The organism is Allorhodopirellula solitaria (assembly GCF_007859855.1).
In the GTDB taxonomy this organism is placed as follows: domain Bacteria; phylum Planctomycetota; class Planctomycetia; order Pirellulales; family Pirellulaceae; genus Rhodopirellula; species Rhodopirellula solitaria.
This window is the reverse complement of the sequence record NZ_SJPK01000001.1, coordinates 54,942-80,166: the sequence shown is the minus strand read 5'-3', so window position 1 is coordinate 80,166 and position 25,225 is coordinate 54,942. Positions and strand designations below refer to the sequence as shown.

Below are 25,225 nucleotides of genomic sequence, written 5' to 3'. Positions count from 1 at the left end.
GGAGGTGCTCAAGCCGACGACGTGCTGTGCGTGGTGGGCGGGGGGATTCCCGCCGCTGATTGCGATTGCTTGAACCGTGGTATTAGCTCACCAAGCCATCGAGCATTCCGGTGCTGTCGCCGACCGATTCCGCAGGAGTGCCCATGCAATCGAGCATCGAGAGGAAGAGGTTGGCCATCGGCTGCTCATTTTCATACCGCATCACCCGACCGGTCTCGATTTTGCCACCGGCACCGCCTGCGAGCACGAGTGGGAGGTCGTGGTGGGTATGGCGGTTTCCATCACCGAGTCCGCTGCCGTAGAGCACCATCGATTGATCCAACAGGGTGCCGTGAGCGTCACTGGCCGCGTCGAGCTTCTCGAGGAAGTAGCCGAACTGCTCGATCAAGTAGTGATCGATCTTCGCCAGTTTCGCGACACTGTCTTCCTTGTTGCGGTGGTGGCTGAGCCCATGGTGGGCATCGTTGACGCCAATTTCACCGTAGGTGCGGTTGCCGCCCGCACTGTCGAGCATCAGCGTCGCGACTCGGGTGGTGTCGGTTTGAAAACCCACGACCATCAGATCGAACATCAGCCGGGCGTGCTCGCGGAATGCGGAGATGCGACCGTAGGGCACTTCCAGGTCCGGCAACGATGCCCGGTCTTCCTCTTCGGTGCGTTCGATGCGCTGTTCAATTTCGCGGATGCTCGTGAAGTACTCGTCAAGTTTTCGTTTGTCCGTTTCGCCAACCTGCCGAATCAGCTTCTCAGCGTCACCGCGGACAATGTCGAGAATGCTGCTACGCGTCTCGCGACGTTCGCGTTGGACTGCCGCATCGCCGGCTCCAAACATTCGCTCAAAAGCGAGCCTGGGGATGGTTTCCTTCGGCATCGGTTGGGTTTCGTTTCTCCATGAAATATTCGACGAATAGGCGCAGCTGTAGCCCGAATCGCAACTGCCTGCGTTCCGGCTGCCCTTGAGTCCGAGTTCGAGCGAGGGAAGTGTCGTCTGCCCGGCGAGAGCAGTGGCGGCGACCTGGTCGACGGAAATGCCTAGCCGAATGGCGCTGCTGGTTTTCACAGGCCGTGCGGCCGTCAAGAACGTGGACCCGCCGCGAGCGTGGTCGCCCGCACCGTCTTTCTTGGCTCGTCCGGTATCCAAGGCCAAGTTCTCGATCAGGTTGATCTTCGACTTCATCGCCGCGAGCGGATCGAGTGTGGCGCCGAGTTGCCAATCGCGTGAGACCACGTTGCCGGTTTGGCCTTCGGACTCGAGTTCGCCGTGGCTACCGCGAGTGTATCCATCGACGGTGGGCCGCCATTCGGGCTGGATCACGCCGTTGGGAACAAAGACGCAGGCCATTCGTACCGGCGAGGCCACACCATCTTGCTTGGCCGCCGAGAAGGCGCTGCGGGCGGCGGGCGTCATCGACTCAAGCAACGGCAGGCCGAGCGACATGCCGGCAGCGCGCAACAGGGTCCGCCGGGGCAATCGCTGACCGCCTCGAGGGCACGATGGGATGTGTTTGGATGACATCTTCGAATCGTTCGTTGTCATGGCGATGGTAACTCCGCTTGATGGTTCAAAAACGGTGGGCTGAGAATGACTTGTTCGAGCAAGTCACGCACCCGGTAATTTTGATCCTCTGTCTTCGCCAAAATGGCGTCGACAAAGCATCGGTCGCTTGGTCGCAACTCACGACCAATCGCAAAGGTCAACATGCGGCGAACCGTCGTTTCGGCTAAACGTTGCCGTTCGGTATCGGCTAGCAACATGGTCAGCTCGGCAGCACCCTCGAAGGAGTGGCCGCCCGGCAGTTCGCCCGTCGCATCTCGGCGAGCAGGATCGTCGGCCGCTCGCATGCGGCCGAGATGGTCAAAGTCTTCCAGACCGAACCCGAGCTGGTCCATCACGCGGTGGCATGAGGCGCAACCGGGATCGGCGCGGTGCAGTTCGAGTTGTTCTCGCAAGGAGGCATTGGCGGAAGCCGTCTCTGTCTCTTCGAGGGTTGGGACTCCCGGTGGAGGATCCGGCGGCGGGGTGCCCATGATGTTCTCAAGGATCCACTTGCCACGCAGGACAGGCGAATTTCGCGTTGGATAACTCGTGATCATCAGCACGCCTGCATGCCCCAAGACACCCTTGCGGCCGCGGTCACCGACATGAATCGCTGCGAATTCTTTGTCGCCTTGGTCCGAGGGGTATTCAACCCCGTACCACGCGGCGAGTTCCGGTCCGATGTACGTTGTTTCCGACGTCAGCAGCTCCTCGATGGGGCGATTCTCTCGCAACAGATGCAAAAACAACTGTTCCGTTTCCGAAGAGAGCATCTCTGCGGTGAGCGTTCCTGCAGCCTTTTTCTCGCCGTCACTGGCGGCGAGATCGCTGAGGTCGCGACCGTCCAGGTTTCCCAACGCAAACCACTGGCGGGCGAACTGGGCCCCCAGCGAATCGGATTTGGGGTCGGCGAGCATGCGTCTCACCTGCTCGGCTCGTTTGTCTGGCTTGACGAGTTCGTTTCGCTTGGCAGCGTCGAGAAGCTCGTTGTCCGGCAGGCTGCTCCAGAGGAAAAAGGACAGTCGAGAGGCAAGCTGCGTTGAGGAGAGCGGGGCGGGCTCTCCTGCTTCGGCGAGCTGGCGGGATGCTTCCGACTCGGGGACTTCGACTCGGAACAAGAACCGTGGCGAAACCAGGGCTGCCGAGATGGCAACTTGCATGGCCTCGTAGTACGAGTCCCCGCGGTCGCACATCCGCTCGACAAGGTTCACGTAGGGGGCAAGGTCTTCGTCACCGATTTCGCAGCGGAAGGCTTGCCGCAGCAGCGGCTTCAAGCTCTCCTTCGCTGCTGGTTTGACGTTCCGGTACTGCTCCCCGCGGCGCTCCGGAATTTTCTTCAGTAGTTGCCGCTGGCCCGGTGGCAGGTCCTCACGTGTCGAGGTGCTCGGCCCTTTGACCAGGAACCGGTTGAACCGCATTGGGAACTTGTCGGTGTCGATATCGCGGTCGTGGTTCAGCGTCGTGCCCTTGGCGAGCCGTGTTTCCTCGAGCTTCTCGTCGTCGATCTTGCCAATGGGCTCGAATACCGACTCACCGATCTGCCAGTCAGGGTCGTCCTTGTGCTGTTCACGCTCGCTCGCAGCCAGTCCCGACATTCGGAAGAAAAACCGGTGGGTGCCGGGATCGAGCTTCATGCGGATGGACTCGTTATCATCACTGCCGCCATCGCGGTGTTCATGTTCGAAGATCCCCAGCAACGTGCCGTCCACCGCGTGCATCGTCGAGACCACGCGGCCGAGCGACTCGCGTTGCGGCGAAGCGACGATATCAATCGTGTATTCTCCCCCAACGGGGATGTCGAGTTCAAACCACGCCATCCCATCTTCGGTGATGTATCGCTGACCAAAGGATCCGGTTTTCGACTCACCGAGAATGTACAAAGTGTCGCCAGCGAAGGTCTCGTTGAGTTGGGGCAGTTCCGCTGGATCCGCGATGATTTTAGACGTGACGTCCTCCGCCGCAGTCAGGTATTTGTCCATCAACATGGTCGACAGCGACAACACGTCGGCATTGTTGTCGAATCCACCGCCCACTTCGTCTGAGGGAAACGAATCAGCCGGCTGGAAATCGATCGAGAAGAGATCACGGATCGCGTTGTTGTATTCGGCGCGATTGAGCCGGCGAGCAGTCGTGTGTCCAGGCCGAGGGCGCAGGTCGCAGGCCGCGTGATAAACCAAGGCGTCGAGTTGGTCGCCGAGTTGGCGGCGTTCTTCCAGGCTCGGCAGCTCCGCGTCTTCCGGCGGCATCGCCGAAAACTCGATCATTTTGATCGCGTGGGCAGCCAGTTCGCTGTTGGCCTGCACCCCTTGGAGTGTTTCCAGTAGCGAGAGATCCACCTCAGCTTCAGGATAGTCTGTGTTGTGGCAATCGACGCAGTACGCTTGCAGGAGCGGCCACCCTGTCGTCGCCCAGTTCTCCTCGGCAATCTCAGTAGGGGTTTTGCTGTCGGCCGATTTCACGTCCGATGCCCCCGCGGTCGCGAGCGGCATGAGGCAAAAAGCGGTGACGGACAGCGCCCGAAGACGCGTTACCCAAGTGGGTAGGGCGAACCGATGAGCGTCACGACGTGGAGGCTCGAATTCGATCATGGTGGGGGGGGAGGTGGGAGGCGGGAGTCAACCTGAACGCGAATGCACGCGAGGTTGAGGGGGTGGCGGGGCACCGTGATTGTCGTCGCCTATCAGTTCTCGGCGACGACATTACTATTGTCTATCGTAGCGGCGGCAGCGCCGCTATGGGTGGAGCGAGTCCGCAGTCTGATCAGTCAGCCGACAGGGCTGCGGCAGGGACGAGGATATCGCCCATGTCGTTGTCGCCTGCTTTCAGGTCAACCTCGAAACGCTGGCGTCTCCAATCGGTATCCTTGCCGTCGACCTTGACTTCGTCCAATTTGCCACCCTCGTACCGAACAGCAAACTCGATCTCTTTGCCAGCTGGCAAGCCTTCGATCACGATTTCGCCATTGTCGTTGCTGACGTCGGCAAACGGGTTGTCCAGGACGACGACGTAGGCACGCATCCAAGGGTGAATGTTGCAGTCGACTGGAATGGGAGCGGGCTCTTCATCGGTCAGCTCAATCTCTTTGGATTGGCCCGATGGAATCATCAGGTTCTGCGCCGTGTTACGGATGAAGTTCAAGTTCGCGTTGTGGCCGACCGCGTCGGGGTTGGTGATTTCGAGTGTGTCACCGGTGTGTGCCAAAACAATGTGCGGATCGAAGCGGCACTGGTCGTTGGCCAACACGTGTTTTTTCGGCGAATGCGTCGTCTCTGGCAGATCTTTGCCGCTCGAGCGACTGTACACGTGCACAATGACGTTCTTGATCCCTTTGTTCTCTGGATTGACGATCAATTTTTCATTCGGGATTGTGTGCGCACCGCAGAATTGTTCGTCCTTGTTGGGTGTAATGTTACCAACTTGGGGCGGCGTGCCGTCGTAGACGAAACGCAGCTTGAGAGTCGCGTCCTGGGCCACAGCAACGCTCGTCAGTGCAATCGATGCGACACCGCCAGCGACTGCGGCACAAAGGGCCCGTCGTAGAGTGGATTGAATTTTCATCTTGTTGGGAATCTCCAGTTGCAAGTTTGAGGCTAGGGAACCGTTGCGAACTGCCAGGCGGCCCAGATCAGTCAGAGGCCGAACAAGCGTTCAACGCGGTTTACCAAGGCTAATAGTGAAGGTGCGAAAGAAAATCGGCGGACTTGGTCGCGATAACCGATTCGAATCTCCTCCGCCTATTCGGCCGGAGGGGAGTGATGGGGTGGGACAGGCGATTTGCTGTCCGTGTCCACCGCAGGCGGCTGGATCAGCAATGTCGACTGGGTGGGTGGGGTGTTTCGTGCCCGTTTCGGCACGCCAACGGCCTTGATTGTATACGTTGGGGGGCGATCTGTCCAATGCATTTGTAGGGAGTTGGCATCGTCAAAGACGAACCCACCAGCCATTTCGTTCGACAGGCAGGGCATTCTCCTTCGGTTAAAATGCCGATTTGTGTAGGATGGAGGCAACTCCCGCTCCGTCTCCCCCCTGTTCCATGTGCCGCACTCCATGACCGCTGCTTCCCCCGCCGTCACCCCTGCTGAGCCCGCCCTTGAGCCTGAATTGCTCGCTCGATTGTCTCGCGATCCCGCTGCTCGCATCGACGAAGTCATCGCCTTCTACCGACGCCAACGCCGTCCGGTGGAGTTATTTGAATCGCTTAAAATGAAGAGCCGGTTGCAGTATGGGCTGCCAATGATCGCGCCACCTGATGAGTCGATCTCGATGTCGTCGGAGGACGATTCCGCGGTCCAGCGGGGTCTTGAGAACGGGCTGCTCGATGCCTGCCGCCAGGCCGGAGCGATGCTGATCGAGAGCGGCAAGATCGGTGAGGGGTGGATGTATCTGCGGCCGCTCGGTGACCCCTCGTTGGCGCGGCGACTGCTCTCGAAGGTCGAAATCAATGACGACAACTATGACGAGATGTTGCACGTGCTGCTCCACGAGGGCGTGGATTTGCAGCGTGGTTTCGACGCCGCCCTCGAGCGACAGGGCACCTGCAATTCGATCACGCTCTTTGACAGTGTGATCGCAGATCGCTCGCGGTCGGATCGAAAGATCGCGGCGGCCTGCTTGCTCGGGCACCTCTACGAAGAACTCGACACCCGAGTCCGAGAGGACTTTGAACAACGCAGCAGCGAAAATGGCGTGGCCAAAGAGAAAGCGGAGTCGGATCTCGAAAAACTGCCCTTCGGCGAGCTGGTCGCCACTCACAAATGGATTCTAGGCGGAGGCGGGTACCACCTCGATACCACGCATTTATCATCGGTGGTCCGATTCGCTGTCGTTCTCGATGATCCGGAGCTGATCGCCAAGGCATTGGAGTTGTGTCAGTATGGCCGGCGACTGCCGGCCGACTTCCAGTATCCTGGTCAGGAGCCGTTTGTGGACTTTTACCCTGCCCACATCGCCTTCTTCTCCGCGTTGCTCGGTAAGGACGTTGACGCGGCTCTGCGTCTTTTCGAGCAGAAAGCTCGCACGGTCGACGCGGGACTCCATGGCAGTGGCGCGGTGGAGACGTATATCGACTTGCTCGATCGGATCGGCCGGCCCAGCGAGGCATTGCGGGCCGCGATGGAATTATTTCCTGCCGAAGTCCCAATCGGCCGCGTTTTGCCCGAGATGATCGAGATGGCGGGCCGAGCCGCAGCGGCCGGAGACGCGAAAATTGCGGGGGAATTGGAACAATTCTGCTTCGATCACGGCGATTTGCTCGGTGTTGCCGCTGTATCCGAACTCCTATCCCCCAAACCTGCGTAAAGCGGTAGGATGGACGCGGATTCGACGGTAGAGTGTGCGTTGTGGCGTACGGTTTGCGTTAAAACTAACCGTGCAGCGAAAGATTCGCCAATTTGACAGTCAGCGGTATTTACCGAAGCAGGCGACTCTGTCTGCTGCCGTGAGGGGTTCGGAACCAATATTTGAAGTTTTTGATTTAAGGACGAAAAACATGTACGAACGGTTTACAGACCGAGCCCGGAAAGTCATGCAGTTGGCTAACCAAGAGGCTCAGCGTTTCAACCACGAATATATTGGCACTGAGCATATTTTGCTGGGGTTGGTCAAAGAGGGCAGTGGTGTTGCCGCCAATGTGCTGAAAAATCTCGACGTCGATCTCCGGAAAATCCGGCTCGAGGTTGAAAAACTCGTGCAAAGCGGTCCCGAAATGGTGACCGTCGGCAAGTTGCCGCAAACACCGCGAGCCAAGAAGGTCATCGAATATTCGATGGAGGAAGCTCGCAATTTGAATCATAGCTACGTCGGTACCGAGCACATCCTGCTGGGGTTGCTGCGTGAGCAGGAAGGCGTCGCCGCTCAGGTGCTGATGAACTTGGGGCTGAAGCTCGAAGACGTCCGCGAGGAAGTATTGAACCTGCTCGGCCATGGTCTCGAGGGCGCTGAAGTCGGTGAGCGAGGCGGCCGGTCGGGCGAAGGTAGCGAAGGCGGTTCGAGCGGCAGCGGCAAGAGCGGTAAAAGCAAAACGCCTGCCTTGGATAGCTTCGGCCGCGACCTGACCGAATTGGCTCGCAAGGGTGAGCTCGATCCGGTGATCGGTCGCGAGCGAGAAATCGAGCGTGCGATCCAGATCCTCTGCCGGCGAACGAAGAACAACCCGGTCCTGCTCGGTGAGGCTGGCGTCGGCAAAACCGCCATCATCGAAGGCTTCGCGCAGCGTGTGATTGGTGGTGAAGTCCCCGAGATCCTCAGCGAAAAACGTATCGTCGTGCTCGACCTCGCCATGATGGTCGCTGGGACGAAGTACCGCGGCCAGTTCGAAGAACGCATCAAAGCCGTGATGACGGAAGTCCGCCGGGTCAAGAATACGATCCTGTTTATCGACGAACTGCACACGCTCGTCGGAGCCGGTGGCGCCGAAGGCGCGATCGATGCCGCCAACGTGCTCAAGCCCGCACTCGCTCGCGGTGAGATCCAGTGCATCGGTGCGACCACGCTCGACGAGTACCGCAAGTACATCGAGAAAGACAATGCACTGGCACGTCGTTTCCAAGAGATCATGGTCGAACCGACCGGCAAAGTCGAGACGATCGAAATTCTCAAGGGACTCCGCGAACGCTACGAAGAACACCACCGCGTGCAGTTCACCGACGATGCGGTTGTGGCCGCTGTGGAAATGAGCGAACGCTACATCACCGCTCGCTGCCTGCCGGACAAGGCCATCGATGTGATCGACGAAGCCGGCGCGCGGGTCCGATTGCGGTCGATGACTCGTCCACCAGATTTGAAGGAAATCGACGAGCAAGTCGAAACGCTCAACAAGGACAAAGAGGACGCGGTCGCGAACCAGGACTTCGAGAAAGCCGCCAATCTGCGTGATCAAGCCGAAAAGCTTCGCAAGAAGAAGGACAAGATCACTCAGGAGTGGCGTGAGAAGAGCCAGCAGACCGATGGTGTCGTCGACGAGGAAGTGATTGCCGAAGTCGTCAGCAAGATGACGGGCATTCCGTTGACGCGTCTGTCCACCGAGGATTCGCTGCGGCTGCTCAAGATGGAGGAAGAACTCCACGAGCGGGTCGTCAGCCAGGAACAGGCAGTCACGGCGATCGCCAAAGCGGTACGTCGCAGTCGCAGTGGATTGAAGGATCCCAAGCGACCGACCGGTTCGTTCATCTTCGCTGGCCCGACCGGTGTCGGTAAAACGTTGCTCGCCAAGGCTCTCGCCGAGTACATGTTCGGCGATCCAGATGCACTCGTGCATATCGACATGTCCGAGTACATGGAGAAGCACAACGTCAGTCGATTGATCGGGGCACCTCCCGGATTCGTGGGCTACGAAGAGGGCGGGCAGCTGACCGAGAAAATTCGCCGACGCCCGTACGCGGTTGTGCTGTTCGATGAGATCGAGAAAGCGCACCCGGACGTCTTCAACATGTTGTTGCAAGTGATGGAAGAAGGTCGGTTGACCGATTCGTTCGGCCGCAACGTCGACTTCCGCAACACGATCTTGATCATGACCACCAATGCGGGGGCCGAGGCGATCAAGAACGAAGCGGCATTCGGTTTTGCCAAGCCTGATGGTGATGCGAGCTATGAGTCGATGAAGGCGCGGGTGATGGATTCCATTGAACGAGTCTTCCGTCCCGAGTTCCTCAACCGTCTCGATGACACGATCATCTTCCGTCACCTGACGACCGCTGACCTCAAGGGCATCATTGACTTCGAACTGCAGAAGGTTCGCGAACGACTGCTCGAACGTGGTCTGACGCTCGACCTGACTGACGACGCCAAGGAGTTCTTGATCAAGAAGGGCAGCAATCTCGATTACGGGGCACGTCCCCTGCGTCGGGCTCTCGAACAGCGGATCGAAGATCCACTGGGCGAAGAGTTGCTGCGTGGCACGTTCGTGGGCAATGACACGATCGTGATCAGCGTCCATCGTGACGAGTCCGGCAAGGTCACGCGGCTGAACTTCGACGGAGAGACCCGTGGTCTGCCTCCGGAGGAGGATGCTGAAGAGGCCGTCGGCGCAGCCGCTGCCACTGGCGAAGCTGAGAAGGACGCTGATGCCTCGACGGATGATCCGTCCTAGGTAGCCCCTCGGGGTCCGATTGATATGCGAAAAGCGTCTGAGCGATCAGACGCTTTTTTTGTTACCGGCGGCAGCGACGTCTTGGCCGAGATCGTCCACTTTCCGCTTCGGTTGCACCGCCGGATCCCCCCTACCCAACTCATTCCGCACTTTCCGTTTTCATGCCACCGCTCCGATGACCGCCCTCCCATCATCCTACGAAGCCGTCCCTTATCCCGACTTTGTTCATCCACGCACGAATCCCGAAAGTATTGCGGCGATGGTGCGATTGTTTGGCGTTTCGGCCGCCTGCCCGCTCGGGGAGCCCTGCCGCGTGTTGGAGCTGGGGTGCGGTCAGGCGGGGAATCTCATTTCACTAGCGTCGCTCTTTCCCGAGTCCCAGTTCTTGGGGGTCGATTTGAGCCCGGGGCATATCGCCGCAGGCCAGCTTGCGATTGACGAGCTCGGGATGACGAACATTGAACTGCGACAGGGCGACCTTGCCGATTTTCCCACGCCGGGGCCCGGCGATGATGAGCGAGCGAAGTTTGACTACGTGCTCGTCCATGGCGTTTATTCCTGGGTTCCCGAAGAGGCTCGCCAGCACATCTTGCGGATTTGCCGCGACCATCTGTCGCGGCGTGGCGTGGCATTGATCAGCTACAACACCCTGCCGGGATGGCAGGCCAAGGGATTGGTCCGTGAAATCATCCAGTACCATGGTTCGGTTCATCCCGGCGAGCCGCTGCAAACAGTTCGTGAGGCCAAGCGGTTTCTCGCCGATCTCGCCGAATCGGTTCCTGACTCGACGGGATACGGCAAGATGCTACGAGAGCAGTTCCAGGCTCTTTGTCAGTCTGATGAGGCATATCTCTTTCACGAGCAGTTCGAAGCGGTTAACGAGCCACGCTATTTCCACCAGTTCATCTCGGAGATCGAAGCGGTGGATTTGCAGTTCGTTTGCGAATCAAGTTTCGCATTCGTGCCTTCCCAAAGCGCCGGAATTCAGCGCCGAATGCAGTCCGCGCCGCTGCTCGAACGCGAGCAGACGATCGATTTCCTGTGCAACCGAACGTTCCGTCAATCGCTGATCGTCCGATCGGATTCCGGTGCCCAACGGGGCCGGGAGGCTGACTCCGATGCCATCAGTGAACTCTTTCTGTCGAGTGAGGTGAGTTGTTTTGATGTCGACGACGTGCCGCTTGTCGACTCACTCCCCGAGGGTGAGATGCGGATTGCCAATCCTGACGGAGCCTCCGCCACGCTCCGCGGTCGATCGACGATGGCTGTAATGTTGCGGCTGTCTCAGATTCGTCCAGCCGCGGAATCATTCGAGCAGCTTTGGCAGCATGTGCTCGCAACGGTTGCTGGCTGCGAGGACTCCAATGCCGTTCGCACGGTGCTGCGTGAAGATCTGTTGCAACTCGCCCAGGTCAGCATGGTGCGGTTTCACACAGGGCCGCTGCCGCTCACTCACGCCGTCTCGGCGAAGCCTCAGGCGAGCCAATTGGCTCAGTGGCAGGCTGCCCGCGACAACGTCGTTACCTCACGACTCCATCAAGCGATCCGGTTGGATGAAGCCACGCGGACAATGATCGGGCTCTGCAACGGGGAGAACGGTCTCGAGGAGATCATCACCGGCATGATGCAATTTGTCTCCCGTGAGGGGGTCTCGCTGCAGCATGAAGGGCAGCCTGTGACCGATCCCAACTTGTTGCGGACACTCGTCGCCGAAAAGGTGCCAGCCAACCTGAAGAACCTCGCCGAGATGGGATTCCTGGAACGGTGAGCTGCGCGACGATGGGGGGGCCGTTTTGCCAATAGCTACCGAATTGGATAAACTTGCCCAACCATCTGAATTAGCATGGTGTCAGGCGGCGGTGATGATCGAGCTTTTGAGAACTGTAGACAAATGAGTGTCGATAGAATGTTGACGAATCGTTGCAGCTGCCATTTCGTAGTCTTGATCATCTTGCTGTTGGCGGTGCGGCCCACCTCGGCGCAATCGCTCAGCCAGGAACTGCTCAACGAAGACCCTGCCAAAATCACCAAGGACGCGCTCAGTCAGGGCGACGTGGTGCGGGGCGCGATTTTGTTTCACCAGGGGAATATCGCTTGTGCGAAATGCCACCGCCAGAGCGATGAGGATGGCAGTATCGGCCCCGACCTCAGCCGGCTCGGCGATGAGGTGACCAATGAATCGATCGTTGAGTCGATTCTCGACCCGTCCAAGGTCATTGCAGAGAAGTTCCAAACGACAACGATCGTAGACATCGACGGACTTGTCTTCAGCGGTGTGGTAGCGCGGCAGGATGAGGACGCGATCGTGTTGCGAGACGCCAAGGACGTGTTGCAACTGATTACGATTGAACGAGATCGCATCGAGGAGGCTGTGCAGGGGACGACGTCGATCATGCCAGCTTCATTGGCCGATGAGTTAACCGGCCGCCAGCAGTTTTTGGATCTGCTGCGCTACGTCATCGACATGAAAGAGCGAGGCCCCGTCGCCGGGAACGAGGTGGCGGACCGTGTCGCTCAACGAGAACTCAGCCCCGAGATCGCCGGTTTGGCGTTGCTGCGAGAGCACAACTGTGCAGCCTGCCACCAACCCCGCGACCTCGACGCGGACCTGCTGCGCAGCTCAGCCCCGGATTTGCTTTGGTCGGCAAAACGCTTGAATCCGGCCTACCTCGCGGACTTCATTGCCGACCCCCACGAGATGAAACCGGGGACGGCGATGCCGCAGTTGATGCCGCAACTCGACGAGGCAGCCCGGTCGGAAGCTGCCGCAGCGATCGTGTCGTATCTCGTTTCACTCGGCGGCAACGACTTCAACGAGTCGGTCCTACCAGCGGACGATCCTGCCGCGATCCAAAGTGGATTCGCACTCTTTCATTCGGTCGGTTGTGTTGCCTGCCATTCGCCCCGAAGCGACGCGGCGGTTGAACAACCGCTTCCTGATTCCGTCCCCTTGGGCGACCTTCGCGGGAAATATTCGCTGTCAGCACTCGTTGACTTTCTCGAGCACCCGCACCTCGTCCGGCCCGAGGGCCGGATGCCGGACATGCAATTGACCCATCACGAAGCGGTCGACGTGGCGGGCTATCTGTTGCAGGCCAACGAGAACACGAAAACGCATCAGCCCGGTGCGGAAGGACCCGATGCTGAGTTGATTCAAATGGGCAAGTCGCTGTTCGCGTCGATGAATTGTGCAGCGTGCCACACGGGGTTAGAGGGTGTGGAGCCACCGGAGCCCGCATCGATGGCAATGGCGAACTGGGACGCTGAAGATGGCTGCCTTTCGGGAGCGGAGAGCGAGGAATGGCCGCTGTTCGACTTGACCGACGCGGAGCGTATGCAGATACAAGCTGCAATCGCGAAACCGGAGCAAGGATTGACCGATAACCAGCGAATTGATTTCGATCTGACCTATTTCAACTGTACCGCCTGTCACCATCGCGATGATCTCGGGGGTGTCCCGGAGGATCGCAACTTCCACTTCCAGACCACGAATCTGAACCTCGGCGATCAAGGCAGGATCCCGCCGACGCTGAGCGGGGTTGGTGCCAAGTTGAATGAGAACTGGATGCGGGATGTGCTCGTCCACGGCCGTTCAACGCGTCCCTATATGAAGACGCGGATGCCAAAGTTCGGCGAGCAGAACATCGGTCATCTCATCGACTTGTTCCAAGCGACCGATCATCTCGAGGAGACCGAGTTTGCTGAGCTGCATGATTTAAAAGAGTTGCGAGCCCAGGGGTTGAAGTTGGCCGGAAATCAAGGTCTCAACTGCGTGGCCTGCCATACCTATCAATACAAGACGTCCGATACGATGCCCGCGGTCGATCTGACCGAGATGGCGGCTCGGTTGAAGAAGGATTGGTTCTATCAATACATGCTGGCCCCTCAAGCGTTCAGCCCTCACACGGTGATGCCTTCGTTTTGGCCCAATGGAAAGTCGATTCGCACCGATATCGAGGGGTCACCCCAGGACCAAGTCGAGGCGTTGTGGCAGTACCTCAAGGATGGCCGCCAGGCCAGGCCGCCGCGTGGAGTCATCCGCGAACCGTTGGAAATTGTTGTCGATGGTCAGGCTCGATTGCTACGGCGTAGCTATCCCGAGATCGGCAAACGGGGCATCGGCGTGGGCTATGCTGGAGGCATCAATTTGGCCTACGACGCTGAGCAAGCTCGGTTGGCGCTTCTCTGGAAGGGACGCTTTATCGACCCCAGCGGCGTTTGGTACGGACAGGGGCATGGCAACGTGCGTCCGATGGGAAGCACCATCGTGCTACCGAAAGGTCCGGAGCTGGATAGTCTCGAGTCGCCATGGACTGTCGATGAGGGACGCCCGCCACAGCATCAATTCAAAGGCTATGTATTCGATGATGAGGAGCGTCCGACGTTTCTCTATTCGTTTGGAAACGTGGATGTAGAAGACTATTTCACTCAGTCCCGCGATAATCCAACGGAGCCGTTGAGCTTGCTTCGGCAGGTCAAATTGACATCGTCCGGGACGGCCCAGCCACTGAGATTTCGTTTGGCAGCGGGTGAGTCCGCAGCGATTCATGCCGATGGCAAGGAAGTTGTTGATGGGCGATTGCGAATTCGGATCGCATCGGAACACACCGCCGAGCTGGTCGATCACTCAACCGGCGTGCAGGTCATTGTGCCGATCTCGCTCGATCAAGGTGATACCACTGAACTGATCCTGGAATACCAATGGGATGCAGAGCCCTGAGCGACTCGCCCGCTGGCCCCTTGGCTGCTGCCCCAGTAGGGGAGCATGCAGCCCGTTTTCCTATCCGTCGATACCACTTCACTAGCAGTTGATTCCGTATGTTCGCCTCGCTCCTTCAAGCCTTTGCAACCGTTGTGATGCTCTGTGCCCCACCGCAGGATCCCTTGGGAGGATCGTGGGGTACGGCCGAAGAGGAATCGAAGTATTACCAACTCGTCGACGTGCCCCTGCCTGATGCGATGGCGGTGGAAGCCTGCAGTTTTGAAGTGATGCCGGATCAGAAAAGGTTGGCCATCGGAACTCGTCGCGGTGATATCCTGATCGCCGAGGACATCTTTCAGAAGTATCCGAATCCGAAGTTCACCAAATATGCCTCAGGGCTCGACGAGATCTTCGGCCTGGCTTATCGCGACGGCTCGTTCCTGGTCAATCAGCAAACCGAGTTGACTCGCATCACGGACGACGATGACGATGGGCGGGCCGACCGATTCGAAACGATCAGCGATGTGTGGGGATTTCGCAACTATCACGAATTCGCGTTCGCATCCAAACCCGACCCGGAAGGCAATATCTGGATCGCATTGTGTCTATCGGAATCGTACAATTCGAAAGTCCCCTTTCGCGGTTGGTGTTTGAAGATCACGCCGAGCGGAGAAGCGATCCCGATTTGTAGCGGCATCCGCAGTCCAGGCGGCGTCGGCCCCAACGAACATGGCGTCATGTTTTACGCCGAGAGCCAGGGGCCGTGGAACGGATCGTGCAGTCTGAAGGTGCTCCAGCCGGGAGGTTTCATGGGGCACCCTGCGAGTTTCAATTGGTACGAACTCGCGCCGGAGATGGGTGACCCTCCGGTGCAACCGAATACTCCTTCGCGACTCGAGATCGAACGAAAACGCGTCGAAGAATTGGTCCCCTACGCGGTCGTTTTTCCATACATCCGCATGGGACGTTCGATCTCGGGGTTCGTCGTCGATCGTACCGGCGGCAAGTTCGGTCCCTTCGAAAACCAGATTTTTATCGGTGATTTCAGTCTTGGCGTGATGATGCGAGCGACCACGGAACAGGTCAACGGAGTCTGGCAAGGCGCCTGCTACCCGTTCCGCGAAGGCTTTGGCACCGGCCTGATGGCGTGCCAATTCACGCCTGATGGAAACCTGATCGCCGGTGGGACCAACCGAGGTTGGCCGGTGCGTGGCCCACAGGCCTATTCCATCGAGCGGCTGGATTGGACCGGTCTGGTGCCTTTTGAGATCAAAGAAATCACCGCCCGTCCCAACGGGTTCGAATTGAGCTTCACGAAGCCGGTCGATCCTGATCTCGCGAGTCAGCCCCGTGTTTATCAACTCGATACGTTCACGCACCTTTATCGTCAGGGCTATGGGAGCCCGGAAGTCGATCAAACGACCCCTGCGGTTACCAATGCAGTGGTCGCGCCCGACGGACTGAGCGTCGCGATCGAGGTGGACGGCCTTGTGCAGGGTCACGTTCACAGCTTCCATTTGCCGGAAATGGAATCGGCAGAGGGCGAGAGCTTGCTGCATTCCGATGCCCACTACACGCTCAATGAAATCCCAAAAGCGGACGAAGCGGATGCTCCACGTTCCTGAACGGGATGTCGATTGAATCGACAATAAATGCCGTATTGGACGAGGCGACGAGTCCTTCCAATAAAAGTCGTAGTGAACGGGGCGACGAGCTGGTCATTACCCACAAAACCAGATCTCCTGTCAGCTTGTCTGACAGGAATCTCCGTTTTGTGATTAGATCAAGATGGAGCAATCACCCCGCATGACAGCAAAGTTGATCGACTTGGTTTCCTGTCAGACAAGCTGACAGGGGAACGCGTGTCGATGGCGAGGTTTTCTAAATTCAAAACGTCGCTTCCCGTGTGACAAGCACACGGGGGAGCCAACTTGTGGGTAATCAACTGGTATCCCGAAGGGGAAATAGAAAACAGTCGTAGGTCAGCGCCGCGCCACCTCATAGGCATCAAGTTAAGGATTGATCTATAAAAAAAGCGGAAAACCGTTCATAAAGTGACTTGAATTACAACCTCGTCACCTCGGAGAACGGAGTTTCCGCATGGACAGAGTAACAGCGCTGGCCGAAGCGAACGGATGAAGCTGTCGGGGATGCGTTGGAAGAAGGAAGGCGGTCAACAAACGATGACACTTCGTTGTCTGCTGCTCAGTGGAGTGTGGGATGCTGTCTATGAGAACTGGCTCCAGTCAAAACCGACCGTCGGCGACCTTATCAATTTGGAAACAGCGTGATGCAGGACTCGTCGAGCGCACCAAGCGGATCGCACCCAGTCCATCCCATTAGCAACAGATTGATAATAAACAAACGGCTGCGTTGGAGGAGCGTTTGACTTCCACTGCGTTGGTGGGCATGGCCGTCTTTCCACCTCCGCGGCTGTACTACGTTGCCCCGTGGTCTCTGCGTTCTGGGAGCGGAACACACTGTTCTGATCGTTGCACACTTTCGTCGTCCCTCGACTCACGGTGTTGATGGCCGGCTCACCGGAGGAAGTAGACGCAGAGACGCGAAGAGCCTGGAGATGCATTGCGACTTTGCGGATTGGCGTCCTTGCGTTTTAATCGGCACTGCATGCATGCCAGTCAGTCGCTCGATCCAAACCGCTCAAACGCGATGTTCGGCCGGCGCGGGGCCGATGGTGCGTTCGTGGTGGGGGTGCGCTCGGCACGCCCGAAATGAAATCGCAGGTGCGAAGCATCTGGTATGATAGGGCGGATCAACCGCATCGCGTTGTCCAATCTGTGGCCGGATCGATGCTCCAGAGCAATGCGATCCAACAGAGAACCGCCATCCCGTCTCGTCGCAATGGACAATCGTCTCCCTGTTCCCTCTAATCGCTGGCGTTCGTCGACAAAAGAAATGAACCCGTACCACCCGACGCGTTTTGATGACGACACGATTGCATGGCCTGCGTGCAGGACATCTCGCACATTCGTAGAAGCGGCTCTCGTCGGTGCGGGCATGTCCTTGATCGCGCCATTGTGCAATGCAACGTACTGTGATTTGATCCTGAAGATCCCTTTTACCACGACGATTTGGGAAATGCTGACGCGAATGGTACCGCTCGCGTTGCTTTGCGTGATTCTGGCGATCGGCTGCTCGATCCTTCTGCCGCAACCTTTGGTGCGCATTCTCTCGCGTCACCAGAGGACAATTCCAGTCGTGACGATTTTATTGCTCTACTCAATCTACTTCAGCATGCTCGGATTTGGGTTCATGCGCGGCGGCATTGTCATTGCCGGGTACTATGCAACTTACTACGCACTCTCACCGGCATTGATTGCTGGGTTTGGAGCATTGATCTACATCATCGTGCGCCCACGCCAATCCGGTGCCCAACAGAAGACGGGAACGAAACTATCTGCTGCACCCGAACCGCTGAGCCGGGTGTTCTGGTGATGAAAGAGCTCTCGCGGAGACCGGTTGACCGGTAGGGTTGGCCGTCAGATCCACGCGACAAAACCCGGCGTCTCCAACCCAGCGGGCGGCACATGAACTGCCGGTGGTGTCAGCCACCGTGTTCGGTGGACAGACTTTGCTGTCATGCGGAGCAAGCCCACATGGGAGCGAGGTGAATGCACCATTGTTCTAATCGCAAAACGGGGATTCCTGTCAGGCAAGTGGAATCGCCTCCGGGGATTGGCATCCCCGGCATGGGGCTATCGTCCCTGACGGGACTGTCGTTGGTAACGGTGTCCCGAATGGGCCGGTCGCGTTTTGCTCATTCAACCCCAACCCCTTTTCTTCATCGTTAGCAAAGCAATCGAGGAATCTAGGTCATGAAAAAAGCTGCAAGATACGTTAAGCTTGTCGAATGGTCCGACGAAGATAACTGCTTCGTCGGTAGCTGCCCCAATCTGTTTTACGGTGGGTGCCACGGTAGTGATGAGAAGTTAGTCTTTGCGGAACTCTGCCGAATCGTCGAAGAAATATTGGAACTTTACGAAGCGGAGAACAAACCCTTGCCACCGATAACATCGGGTTACGATTGGGCAAATACGATTACGGATACAACTGCAACGAGTTGAGACAGCGGTGTAGGGTCTAGCTGTCTATTCGATCGATCCATTCTTGATTCTGGTGACTGGTAATGAAGACAATATCTCTTGTCCAACGCTTGGTGTTGATGTCGGTTTGTCTTCTGTGTTTTGCCTTGCCCGCACAGGGGCAACTACCCAGCGGCCTGAAACCATCTGCGATTGCCGATGGTGCCAAAGTCGTTTTGAACGTCCGGGCTGAAGACGCTCCAAAAGTGACCGAACTTCGCGACTGGCAATTGGAGGGTCGTGGGCCGGTTCAGGGGCGATTGGTTCAGTGGATCGGTCCTGACAACTGGATCCATCTCGAAGACCAATTCCAGAGAATCCAGTCGTATCCGCTGAGGCAGTTCAGTGAATCGGATCGCGACTTGATCGAGGAGACACTCGGACCGTGGCGTCAGTTGGTCGATCAGCTTCGCCAGGATTTTTCCATTCGCGCTGCAACTGACAAGCCTTGGGCACAAGGTGATCGGGTGCTGAGTAACGCGAGTTTGTTGTCGGTTGACGAGGACATGACGTTTTGGAACGTTCAGCGAGAGTTGATCGCCATTCCGTTGACATCGTTCAGGGGTGAGCAGCGTGATTTGATTCAAGAACGACTTCGGGTTCTCGGTAAGCTTTCTGTTTGGCAGACCCAGGATCCCGGTGTGGCTTTTCGAGCGGCGCTGCTGGGTGAGGTCGACGATGCGTATGTCTTTGGGCGCATTTGGAAACCTCATGCTCTGTATCCCGTGATGGTTCGCTTTCGCGTCCGCAAAGACATGCTCGCCGATGCGGATCGCGAACGCGCCGGCAGTTGGTTGAAGACCGGAAAGGTGAAGCGGGTTCCCGGTCTGGAACAAACGGAACTGTGGTGTTGGCCAGGCAGGTTGGGCATGCTCGGCCCAGGCCAACCTCTGGAGATTGTAGAAGACGAAGCGGATTCTCAGGGCAAGGTTTCATGGTTGGTTCCCGATCACCGCCCCAAACGGGCTCGCTTTCGAAATTTTCGGATCAAGCGTTGGGAATCGATCGGTTCGTTCAACGGACCCTCTGAACTGGATCTGCGACGGCAGCTTTTCGAACGAAAGTTGCAAGAAGCCGAGCCCGAGGTTTCCTCTGAGCGGATAGCGGAGGCCTGGAGCGAGCAACGCCAGTCGCTGGTGCAGCGGGATCCATTTCGGTATCTCAATACAACGTTGACCTGGCGACTCAAAGACACTGCTCCCAACTCACGTGTGACTGCGACTCTGATCGGTGAGCGACACCCGTTCTATGTCTATCGGTTCGGGGCAGAGGACTTAACGGCAGCGGTTTTGAAATCGGAGTTGGCCGAGCCTTGGCGAGAGGTCGCCGAACAAACCGTCCAAAGATTGAACGAGTACTTCGAGGCTCATCCGAAGGAAAAACGCCCTTCCCTGCATTCCGAGTATTTCATCGTCCGACGTTCGCACGCGGCCCTGCTTTTGATCAAACCGTTGGAAGTCGCGAGCGAGGCAAACTGGAAGGTCAAAATGGCTGGCCGCGACACACCGGTGGTTTTGCCAGCGGATCAACTGCATTACATCGATGCGATGGAGATGAACTTGATGATGCTGGAATCCGAGCCCGGATCATCAGCGGAGGAAATGCCGCAACGCGCCAAGGCCTCTCGTGAGGATCGTATCCAGTGGAGCAAGCTGCAGGAACATTTTGAGAAGAAAACAGTTTTTGGATTGCAGCTGCCATCTGCGAAATCGATGGAAGACTGGTCCGTGAGCTGGCATCAACCGCTATACGAGACGCAAGTTGGTTTCGACGGTGTTGTCGTCGGCAAGCATCTTGATAGTTGGATCGTGCGCGATGGGACAGTTGATTTTCTGATTGACACGGAGCTAATGACGGACCACAGCAACGAACAAGCTTCCCAGCAATGGCAGGCACTGAAAGAGCAGTTTCCCAACCAGGCCATCCCGATCGGTGTTCCTACCCTGCGGATCTACGGGTTGGCCGGGAAGACGCCGTTGCCGCCGGCCGAGGATCCGAGCTGGAGCGATGACGAGGGATGGCAGTACACGGACCGGGAAGGGAATCGCCAGTCGATCCCAAAAGCAGCTTTTTCACATTTGGAACAGCTCGAACTCGAGGTGCAATTGCGTTCGGAGTCCGAGGTGCGACGAACGGTCTCGACGGAGGACGAGTACGCCGCCACACAACAAGTCGACGAGTTCCAGGAGAACCTCCGGCGAGAACTCGAGGAGGAACTACGCAGTTTGCCAAGGTCGCCAAGTTTTCAGGCCTGGCATTTGGCGGACTCAAAGGAGCTTCGGGCCGCACATTTTGAACGTTTCGATGGCGAGGACGTGATCATGCTCAGCTCGTTAGGCGTCCATTTTCGCATCGCACGCTCGTTGTTCCAGGAACAGGCCTTGAAGAGGATGGAGGAGCTCACTGCTGAGTTTCGCCAGCAGGGGAAAGCGGGTAGGACGGCGGGACTGGATCCGTCCACCGTCACCCATCGATCGATTCGACGAGCGGACGGGCGGACGACTCGGCCGGGCACGCCAATCCGCGCGAATCGTTACTACATCGATGTCGAAAACGAGGAAGGGCTGCTGACCCAATTGTCCGTGGACGAACTTCATCCGGTCGATGGATCGGAGCTTCGGGCGGAGTTGTACCGACGCGAACATGGAATCGAATGGGATGATCAGGTGGATGAGCGGTTGGCTATGCCGGTCACCGACGATGAAATCATCGCGCGTCCAGCCACTCTCGAAGCCCAATACCGGAGGCGTCTCGAGACGCTGCTTGGTGGTTTCTCACGCAAGTGGAAAGAAACGCAGTTGGAACTGAGTCCAGACCAGACAGTGCAGCAGATTTCAGTGGATGGATCGTTCTTGTTGATTTCGGGAAACAATCCTTCAGTGGTGGACCCAGCCGGGAAAACCGTCCATCGAATCCCACGCCAATGGGATGAACAGCACCCGGTGTATCTGTCTCCCGACAGCAATCAATTGATTGGTTTTGAAAGCGGTGTTCTGACGGTTTGGGATCTGCAGCAGCAAACCAAATTGGCGAGTTTCCAGGCCGTGACGCAACCCTTGGCTTCGACGCAGTGTGCGGACGGCGACCAATTCGCTTTCACAGCCCGCGATGGATCGATCTACTTCTTGGATTTGGCGTCGATGGAAGTCAAGCGTTCTCGCATCGAGTTGCGCGGCGACGAACGCATGACCGAGCAGTTATGGTGCTCGAGCGACGGGCAAAACGTCATCGCGACGAGTAACCAGAACACGTACCTGTTGAAGCTGGACGAGGCCACGGGAAAGATCGCGAATCAGGATCGGCTGAAGAAGATTCTAAGTATCCGTGCAATGGCGGTCTTGGATCAAAGAGCTTGGGTCAGCACGGTGGAGCAACCCTGGGCCATCGACTTCGGCGTCGAGGAAGGAAAGTTGGTGCACGCCACACGCCAATTGGGCGTGATTCCTCACTGGATGAAGAGTGTCGATGCCGACGAAGGGATTCCATTGGTTGAGGTCATCGGGATGCTTCGTGGATTGGCGGGTTCGGAAGATCCTTACGCGTTTGTGTCGTACTTTGATTTCAACGCTCACCCCATGGGCGTCGTGCAATACGTGAATTGTGATCTGACTCAACCGGTGATGATCGCGGGGCGTGGCAAGGCGATGGTATTTCGTCGAGGCGACCAATGGATTCATGCCGTGGCTCCGGAGCAGATCAACGCGGATCGCATCCTTCGGGTCTTGGCGGAGGATTTGATTGACAGCGATCGGATCGATCAATTGGATGCCGCCTTCGCATATCTACGAACACCAGCGATCGCGGAGCTCAGTGAATATCCCGATGAGTTGAGTGAGGAGTTTCTCAATGCGCTCGACATCGTGTGCCAAGAATATGGCTGGGTGCACGGCGGCGATCCTCGGATCCGGAAAGAATTGTGGCTGAAGCGAGCCGGCGAACGCATGCCGCGGTCCATCGTGATCCCAATGCTGCGTGCTCAGTACCATAGTGACTTGGCTTGGGAAGCCCGTGGCAGCGGATTCGTGAACACGGTCTCCAATGAAGGGATGCAAACCTTTCACGAGCAGTTAACGGTCGCGCTAGAACATCTCAAACCGCTGCTGAAGAAGCAGCAACCTGGCACGCGAGTGTTTTCGCTTTCGTTGTCATTCGCCACAGGACTGTCGGCTCCCAAAGAAGCGGTGGGCGAGTTGTTCCAGCGAGCGATGCAGACGCCCGCGAAGAGTAGCTTGGAGGTGCACTCCGCGACGGTGAACTATTTGCTGCCACGATGGCACGGAAACCCGGGTGATTTTGAGAACTACATCGAACGAGTTTGCGAGCAATTGGGCGGCGCTGACGGCGATGCCATGTACGCTAGGTTGATAGTCAGCATCGCCCGCTATTACCCTAGCGGGCAACCCGCCAGTGACTTCATGCGATTCGATCCTGACCGAGTCTTGGCGGGAATGGATGCGTACTATGCCAAAGACCGAACCAGCACACGTTGGTTTGAATTGGCGGAGCGACTCTTTCAGCGGGAGCAGGATGCGGAAAGACTTTCGAAGCTCCAGCAATTGATCGTTCGTCACCGGATTTATTTTGGAGAGTGATTGCGTTCGGATGAGAATAACATGACTACCTGGGATGACTATCGCCACCGCCGCAATATTGCTTGGATCGTGCTGCTGACCTATCTTCCCGGCGTGTCCATCGTATCCATTGCGATGCGGCAGTGGAGTAGATCCGAAGATGCTACGATTGTCCTTGCCGTTGCTTGGATGGTGGCGTACGTAATTGCTGCCCGGCGGTGTAGTCACTTCGCGTGTCCTCGCTGCGCCCAGCCTTTCTTTATGTGGCACTTCACCTACCATGTTTTTACCCGGCAGTGCCTGCACTGCAATCTTCCGAAATGGTCCGATCCTGGCCGTCAGGGTATCGGGTCTCTCGATGCAGGCCATACAAATGACGCCATGGAATGCCCGGTATGCCACCAAACGATCGAATCTGACAACGACACTTGTGATCAATGCGGCTGGTCGTACTTAGAACAAAGCGATGCGCACGAAATCGCCGACAGTGCCAATTCAAGTGGGCCGTCGTTTCCGACGGCCCGTTGACTCGATACATTTAGGTCCATTCGGGTTTTTCGTGGGTAACTCCAGCGTGTTGGATTTTAGAGGTATGGCGGTGGCGTCCGAAATGAGCGATGCCATCTCTGAAAAAATGCGGGATGAACGCCAAGTTCAAACGCCCGCGGTCTCGGGTAGCTGAAATTCGATGCCCGAGATTTGATTGCTTGCGCATTTGCGACGCGATACGATGACAGTACCGCCGGTCGTATCGTGTGTCACTGAGTGCATGATCAAGCGTACGCTACGAATAACGGCGTTGCACTGGAGCATTCAGGTTCAGCCATGCAACTGGAGGCGAGCGATGAAATCAAATGCGGAACGATGGCGAGGGATGGCGGTCTGGATGGGTTTGGTCTGTCTGGTGTTGCTGCTGGCGCCGTCCCTGTCGGCACAAGAACCCAGGCTGCGGGCTATTCTCACCGGGCATACCGGTGCGGTCGTCGGTCTGGCGTTTAGCCCGGATAGCAAAACTTTGGTATCGGCCAGCTATGATGGGACGCTGAAAACATGGGACATGACCACGGGCAAGGAGCGAGCAACCCTGGGCGAGTACAAAGGCTGTCTCGGCTACGTTGCGTTCTCCCCCGACGGGAAGACGCTAGCAACCGGTGCAATCGGCTCGCCAATCTCCTTCCCCGACCTCGGGGACGTCAAGTTGTGGGACGTCGCCACTGGCAAAGTACGGAGCATCCTCAAGGGGAGTGTTGATGATCTCCTCACGGGAGCGGCCGGTGAGGATGTCCACGCCGTGGCATTCAGCCCGGACGGCAACACGCTGGCCGCGATGAACGGCGACGTCACGCTCTGGGACCTGGCCACCCACAACGAGCGAACCGTTCTGACGGGGCATACCGAAGAGGATCGGGAGACGAGCGAAGCCGCCTATGGTGTCATGTCCGTGGCGTTCAGCCCGGATGGCAAGACGCTGGCGGCGGCAAGTCGTGACATGACCGTGAAGGTCTGGGACGTGGCGACCGCCAAGCGGTCCACCCTTTCAGGACATACCCATGCGGTCTATTGCCTGTCGTTCAGCCCGGATAGCAAAGCTCTGGCGTCGGCCAGCGGCGACAAGACCGTCAGGCTCTGGGACCTGGCCACCAACACGCAGCGGGCCATTCTCAAGGGGCATGCCGAACCAGTAACGTCGGTAGCATTCAGCCCAGATGGCAAGACCCTGGCCTCAGCGAGCTACGACAAGACTGTCAAACTCTGGGATGTGGCCACCGGCACGGAGCGAGTCACACTCAGGGGAACCCAGGCCGTAAGATCTGTGGCGTTCAGCCCGGATGGTCGGATGCTGGCCTCTGCCGGCGGATCGATCAGCAACGCGCCGGGCGAAATGAATGTCTGGGACATCGCCACCTACAAATAGACAGGACTCGAGAGAACAGCCGCGTGAACTGGAGTGGCGATTCACGCCGGGACTGAAATCAACGTCAACCATCGCCACACGATTATGCCAAACATTCTATCCTTGAAAACGGCATGCGCCGCAGCTACACACTGCTCTCATTTCCAGGGTATGACCCTGGCGATGAGCTTTCGCTTTACTCTGCATTTCTCAACCTAACCGTTCACCGATTTGGCAATTTCGTCGTGGATCGCTCCGCCGATCCATCGCTTCTCCAAATCGGTATCCAATGCTGGTCGACGCTGGACACAACGGTAGGCAACTGATCAGCG

The 25,225-nt window shown here is 57.6% G+C and carries 14 protein-coding genes; 11 read left to right on the top strand and 3 right to left on the bottom strand.

Annotated elements, in window-relative coordinates; translation table 11 throughout:
* Positions 1-82 precede the first annotated feature (82 nt).
* The 3 genes from CA85_RS00255 to CA85_RS00245 form a co-directional block, all read right to left on the bottom strand.
* The gene (locus CA85_RS00255; RefSeq protein ID WP_246112363.1) at positions 83-1,516 is read right to left on the bottom strand and encodes a DUF1552 domain-containing protein; all 1,434 of its coding nucleotides are present in this window, start codon (positions 1,514-1,516) and stop codon (positions 83-85) included.
* Positions 1,517-1,533: 17 nt separating this feature from the next.
* Positions 1,534-4,026: a DUF1592 domain-containing protein gene (locus tag CA85_RS00250; RefSeq protein WP_146389093.1), complete on the bottom strand. Its 2,493-nt coding sequence runs from the start codon at positions 4,024-4,026 to the stop codon at positions 1,534-1,536.
* Positions 4,027-4,297: 271 nt separating this feature from the next.
* The gene (locus CA85_RS00245; RefSeq protein WP_146389091.1) at positions 4,298-5,095 is read right to left on the bottom strand and encodes a methylamine utilization protein; all 798 of its coding nucleotides are present in this window, start codon (positions 5,093-5,095) and stop codon (positions 4,298-4,300) included.
* 489 nt (positions 5,096-5,584) lie between these two features.
* Here CA85_RS00245 and CA85_RS00240 point away from each other — a divergent pair, with 489 nt between their 5' ends.
* The 11 genes from CA85_RS00240 to CA85_RS00195 all read left to right on the top strand — a co-directional run bounded on the left by CA85_RS00240 (position 5,585) and on the right by CA85_RS00195 (position 24,914).
* The gene (locus CA85_RS00240; protein WP_146389090.1) at positions 5,585-6,835 is read left to right on the top strand and encodes a hypothetical protein; all 1,251 of its coding nucleotides are present in this window, start codon (positions 5,585-5,587) and stop codon (positions 6,833-6,835) included.
* Positions 6,836-7,025: 190 nt separating this feature from the next.
* A complete protein-coding gene (locus CA85_RS00235) occupies positions 7,026-9,623 on the top strand; it encodes an ATP-dependent Clp protease ATP-binding subunit (protein WP_146389088.1) in 2,598 nt (865 codons plus the stop codon).
* A 175-nt stretch (positions 9,624-9,798) separates the two neighbouring features.
* Complete coding sequence (locus CA85_RS00230) at positions 9,799-11,391, top strand: methyltransferase regulatory domain-containing protein (RefSeq protein ID WP_146389086.1); 1,593 nt, start codon at positions 9,799-9,801, stop codon at positions 11,389-11,391.
* A gap of 138 nt (positions 11,392-11,529) precedes the next feature.
* A complete protein-coding gene (locus CA85_RS00225; RefSeq protein WP_186774660.1) occupies positions 11,530-14,343 on the top strand; it encodes a c-type cytochrome in 2,814 nt (937 codons plus the stop codon).
* Between the two features lie 98 nt (positions 14,344-14,441).
* Positions 14,442-15,950 (top strand): hypothetical protein, encoded by a 1,509-nt coding sequence (locus CA85_RS00220; RefSeq protein ID WP_246112362.1) that lies wholly within the window; start codon positions 14,442-14,444, stop codon positions 15,948-15,950.
* A 525-nt stretch (positions 15,951-16,475) separates the two neighbouring features.
* On the top strand, positions 16,476-16,616 hold the full coding sequence (locus tag CA85_RS24645; RefSeq protein WP_186774659.1) for a hypothetical protein: 141 nt from the start codon (positions 16,476-16,478) through the stop codon (positions 16,614-16,616).
* 625 nt (positions 16,617-17,241) lie between these two features.
* On the top strand, positions 17,242-17,781 hold the full coding sequence (locus tag CA85_RS00215) for a hypothetical protein (protein ID WP_146389082.1): 540 nt from the start codon (positions 17,242-17,244) through the stop codon (positions 17,779-17,781).
* 380 nt (positions 17,782-18,161) lie between these two features.
* Positions 18,162-18,410 carry a hypothetical protein gene (locus tag CA85_RS00210; RefSeq protein ID WP_146389080.1) on the top strand — a complete coding sequence of 83 codons (249 nt, stop codon included), beginning with the start codon at positions 18,162-18,164 and terminating at the stop codon, positions 18,408-18,410.
* A gap of 62 nt (positions 18,411-18,472) precedes the next feature.
* Entirely contained in the window at positions 18,473-23,020 is a 4,548-nt protein-coding gene (locus CA85_RS00205; protein ID WP_146389079.1) for a WD40 repeat domain-containing protein, read from the top strand.
* A 21-nt stretch (positions 23,021-23,041) separates the two neighbouring features.
* Positions 23,042-23,527: a hypothetical protein gene (locus tag CA85_RS00200; RefSeq protein ID WP_146389077.1), complete on the top strand. Its 486-nt coding sequence runs from the start codon at positions 23,042-23,044 to the stop codon at positions 23,525-23,527.
* 316 nt (positions 23,528-23,843) lie between these two features.
* Entirely contained in the window at positions 23,844-24,914 is a 1,071-nt protein-coding gene (locus tag CA85_RS00195; RefSeq protein ID WP_186774658.1) for a WD40 repeat domain-containing protein, read from the top strand.
* Positions 24,915-25,225: the final 311 nt, after the last annotated feature.

Bases quoted from the DNA above. Each gene is read 5' to 3' on its own strand.
- CA85_RS00250 (WP_146389093.1), bottom strand. From the start codon at position 4,026: ATGCCGCTCGCGACCGCGGGGGCATCGGACGTGAAATCGGCCGACAGC.
- CA85_RS00200 (WP_146389077.1), top strand. From the start codon at position 23,042: ATGACTACCTGGGATGACTATCGCCACCGCCGCAATATTGCTTGGATC.
- CA85_RS00220 (WP_246112362.1), top strand. From the start codon at position 14,442: ATGTTCGCCTCGCTCCTTCAAGCCTTTGCAACCGTTGTGATGCTCTGT.
- CA85_RS00210 (WP_146389080.1), top strand. From the start codon at position 18,162: ATGAAAAAAGCTGCAAGATACGTTAAGCTTGTCGAATGGTCCGACGAA.
- CA85_RS24645 (WP_186774659.1), top strand. From the start codon at position 16,476: ATGCGTTGGAAGAAGGAAGGCGGTCAACAAACGATGACACTTCGTTGT.
- CA85_RS00205 (WP_146389079.1), top strand. From the start codon at position 18,473: ATGAAGACAATATCTCTTGTCCAACGCTTGGTGTTGATGTCGGTTTGT.
- CA85_RS00240 (WP_146389090.1), top strand. From the start codon at position 5,585: ATGACCGCTGCTTCCCCCGCCGTCACCCCTGCTGAGCCCGCCCTTGAG.
- CA85_RS00225 (WP_186774660.1), top strand. From the start codon at position 11,530: ATGTTGACGAATCGTTGCAGCTGCCATTTCGTAGTCTTGATCATCTTG.
- CA85_RS00235 (WP_146389088.1), top strand. From the start codon at position 7,026: ATGTACGAACGGTTTACAGACCGAGCCCGGAAAGTCATGCAGTTGGCT.
- CA85_RS00215 (WP_146389082.1), top strand. From the start codon at position 17,242: ATGAACCCGTACCACCCGACGCGTTTTGATGACGACACGATTGCATGG.
- CA85_RS00245 (WP_146389091.1), bottom strand. From the start codon at position 5,095: ATGAAAATTCAATCCACTCTACGACGGGCCCTTTGTGCCGCAGTCGCT.
- CA85_RS00255 (WP_246112363.1), bottom strand. From the start codon at position 1,516: ATGTCATCCAAACACATCCCATCGTGCCCTCGAGGCGGTCAGCGATTG.
- CA85_RS00195 (WP_186774658.1), top strand. From the start codon at position 23,844: ATGAAATCAAATGCGGAACGATGGCGAGGGATGGCGGTCTGGATGGGT.
- CA85_RS00230 (WP_146389086.1), top strand. From the start codon at position 9,799: ATGACCGCCCTCCCATCATCCTACGAAGCCGTCCCTTATCCCGACTTT.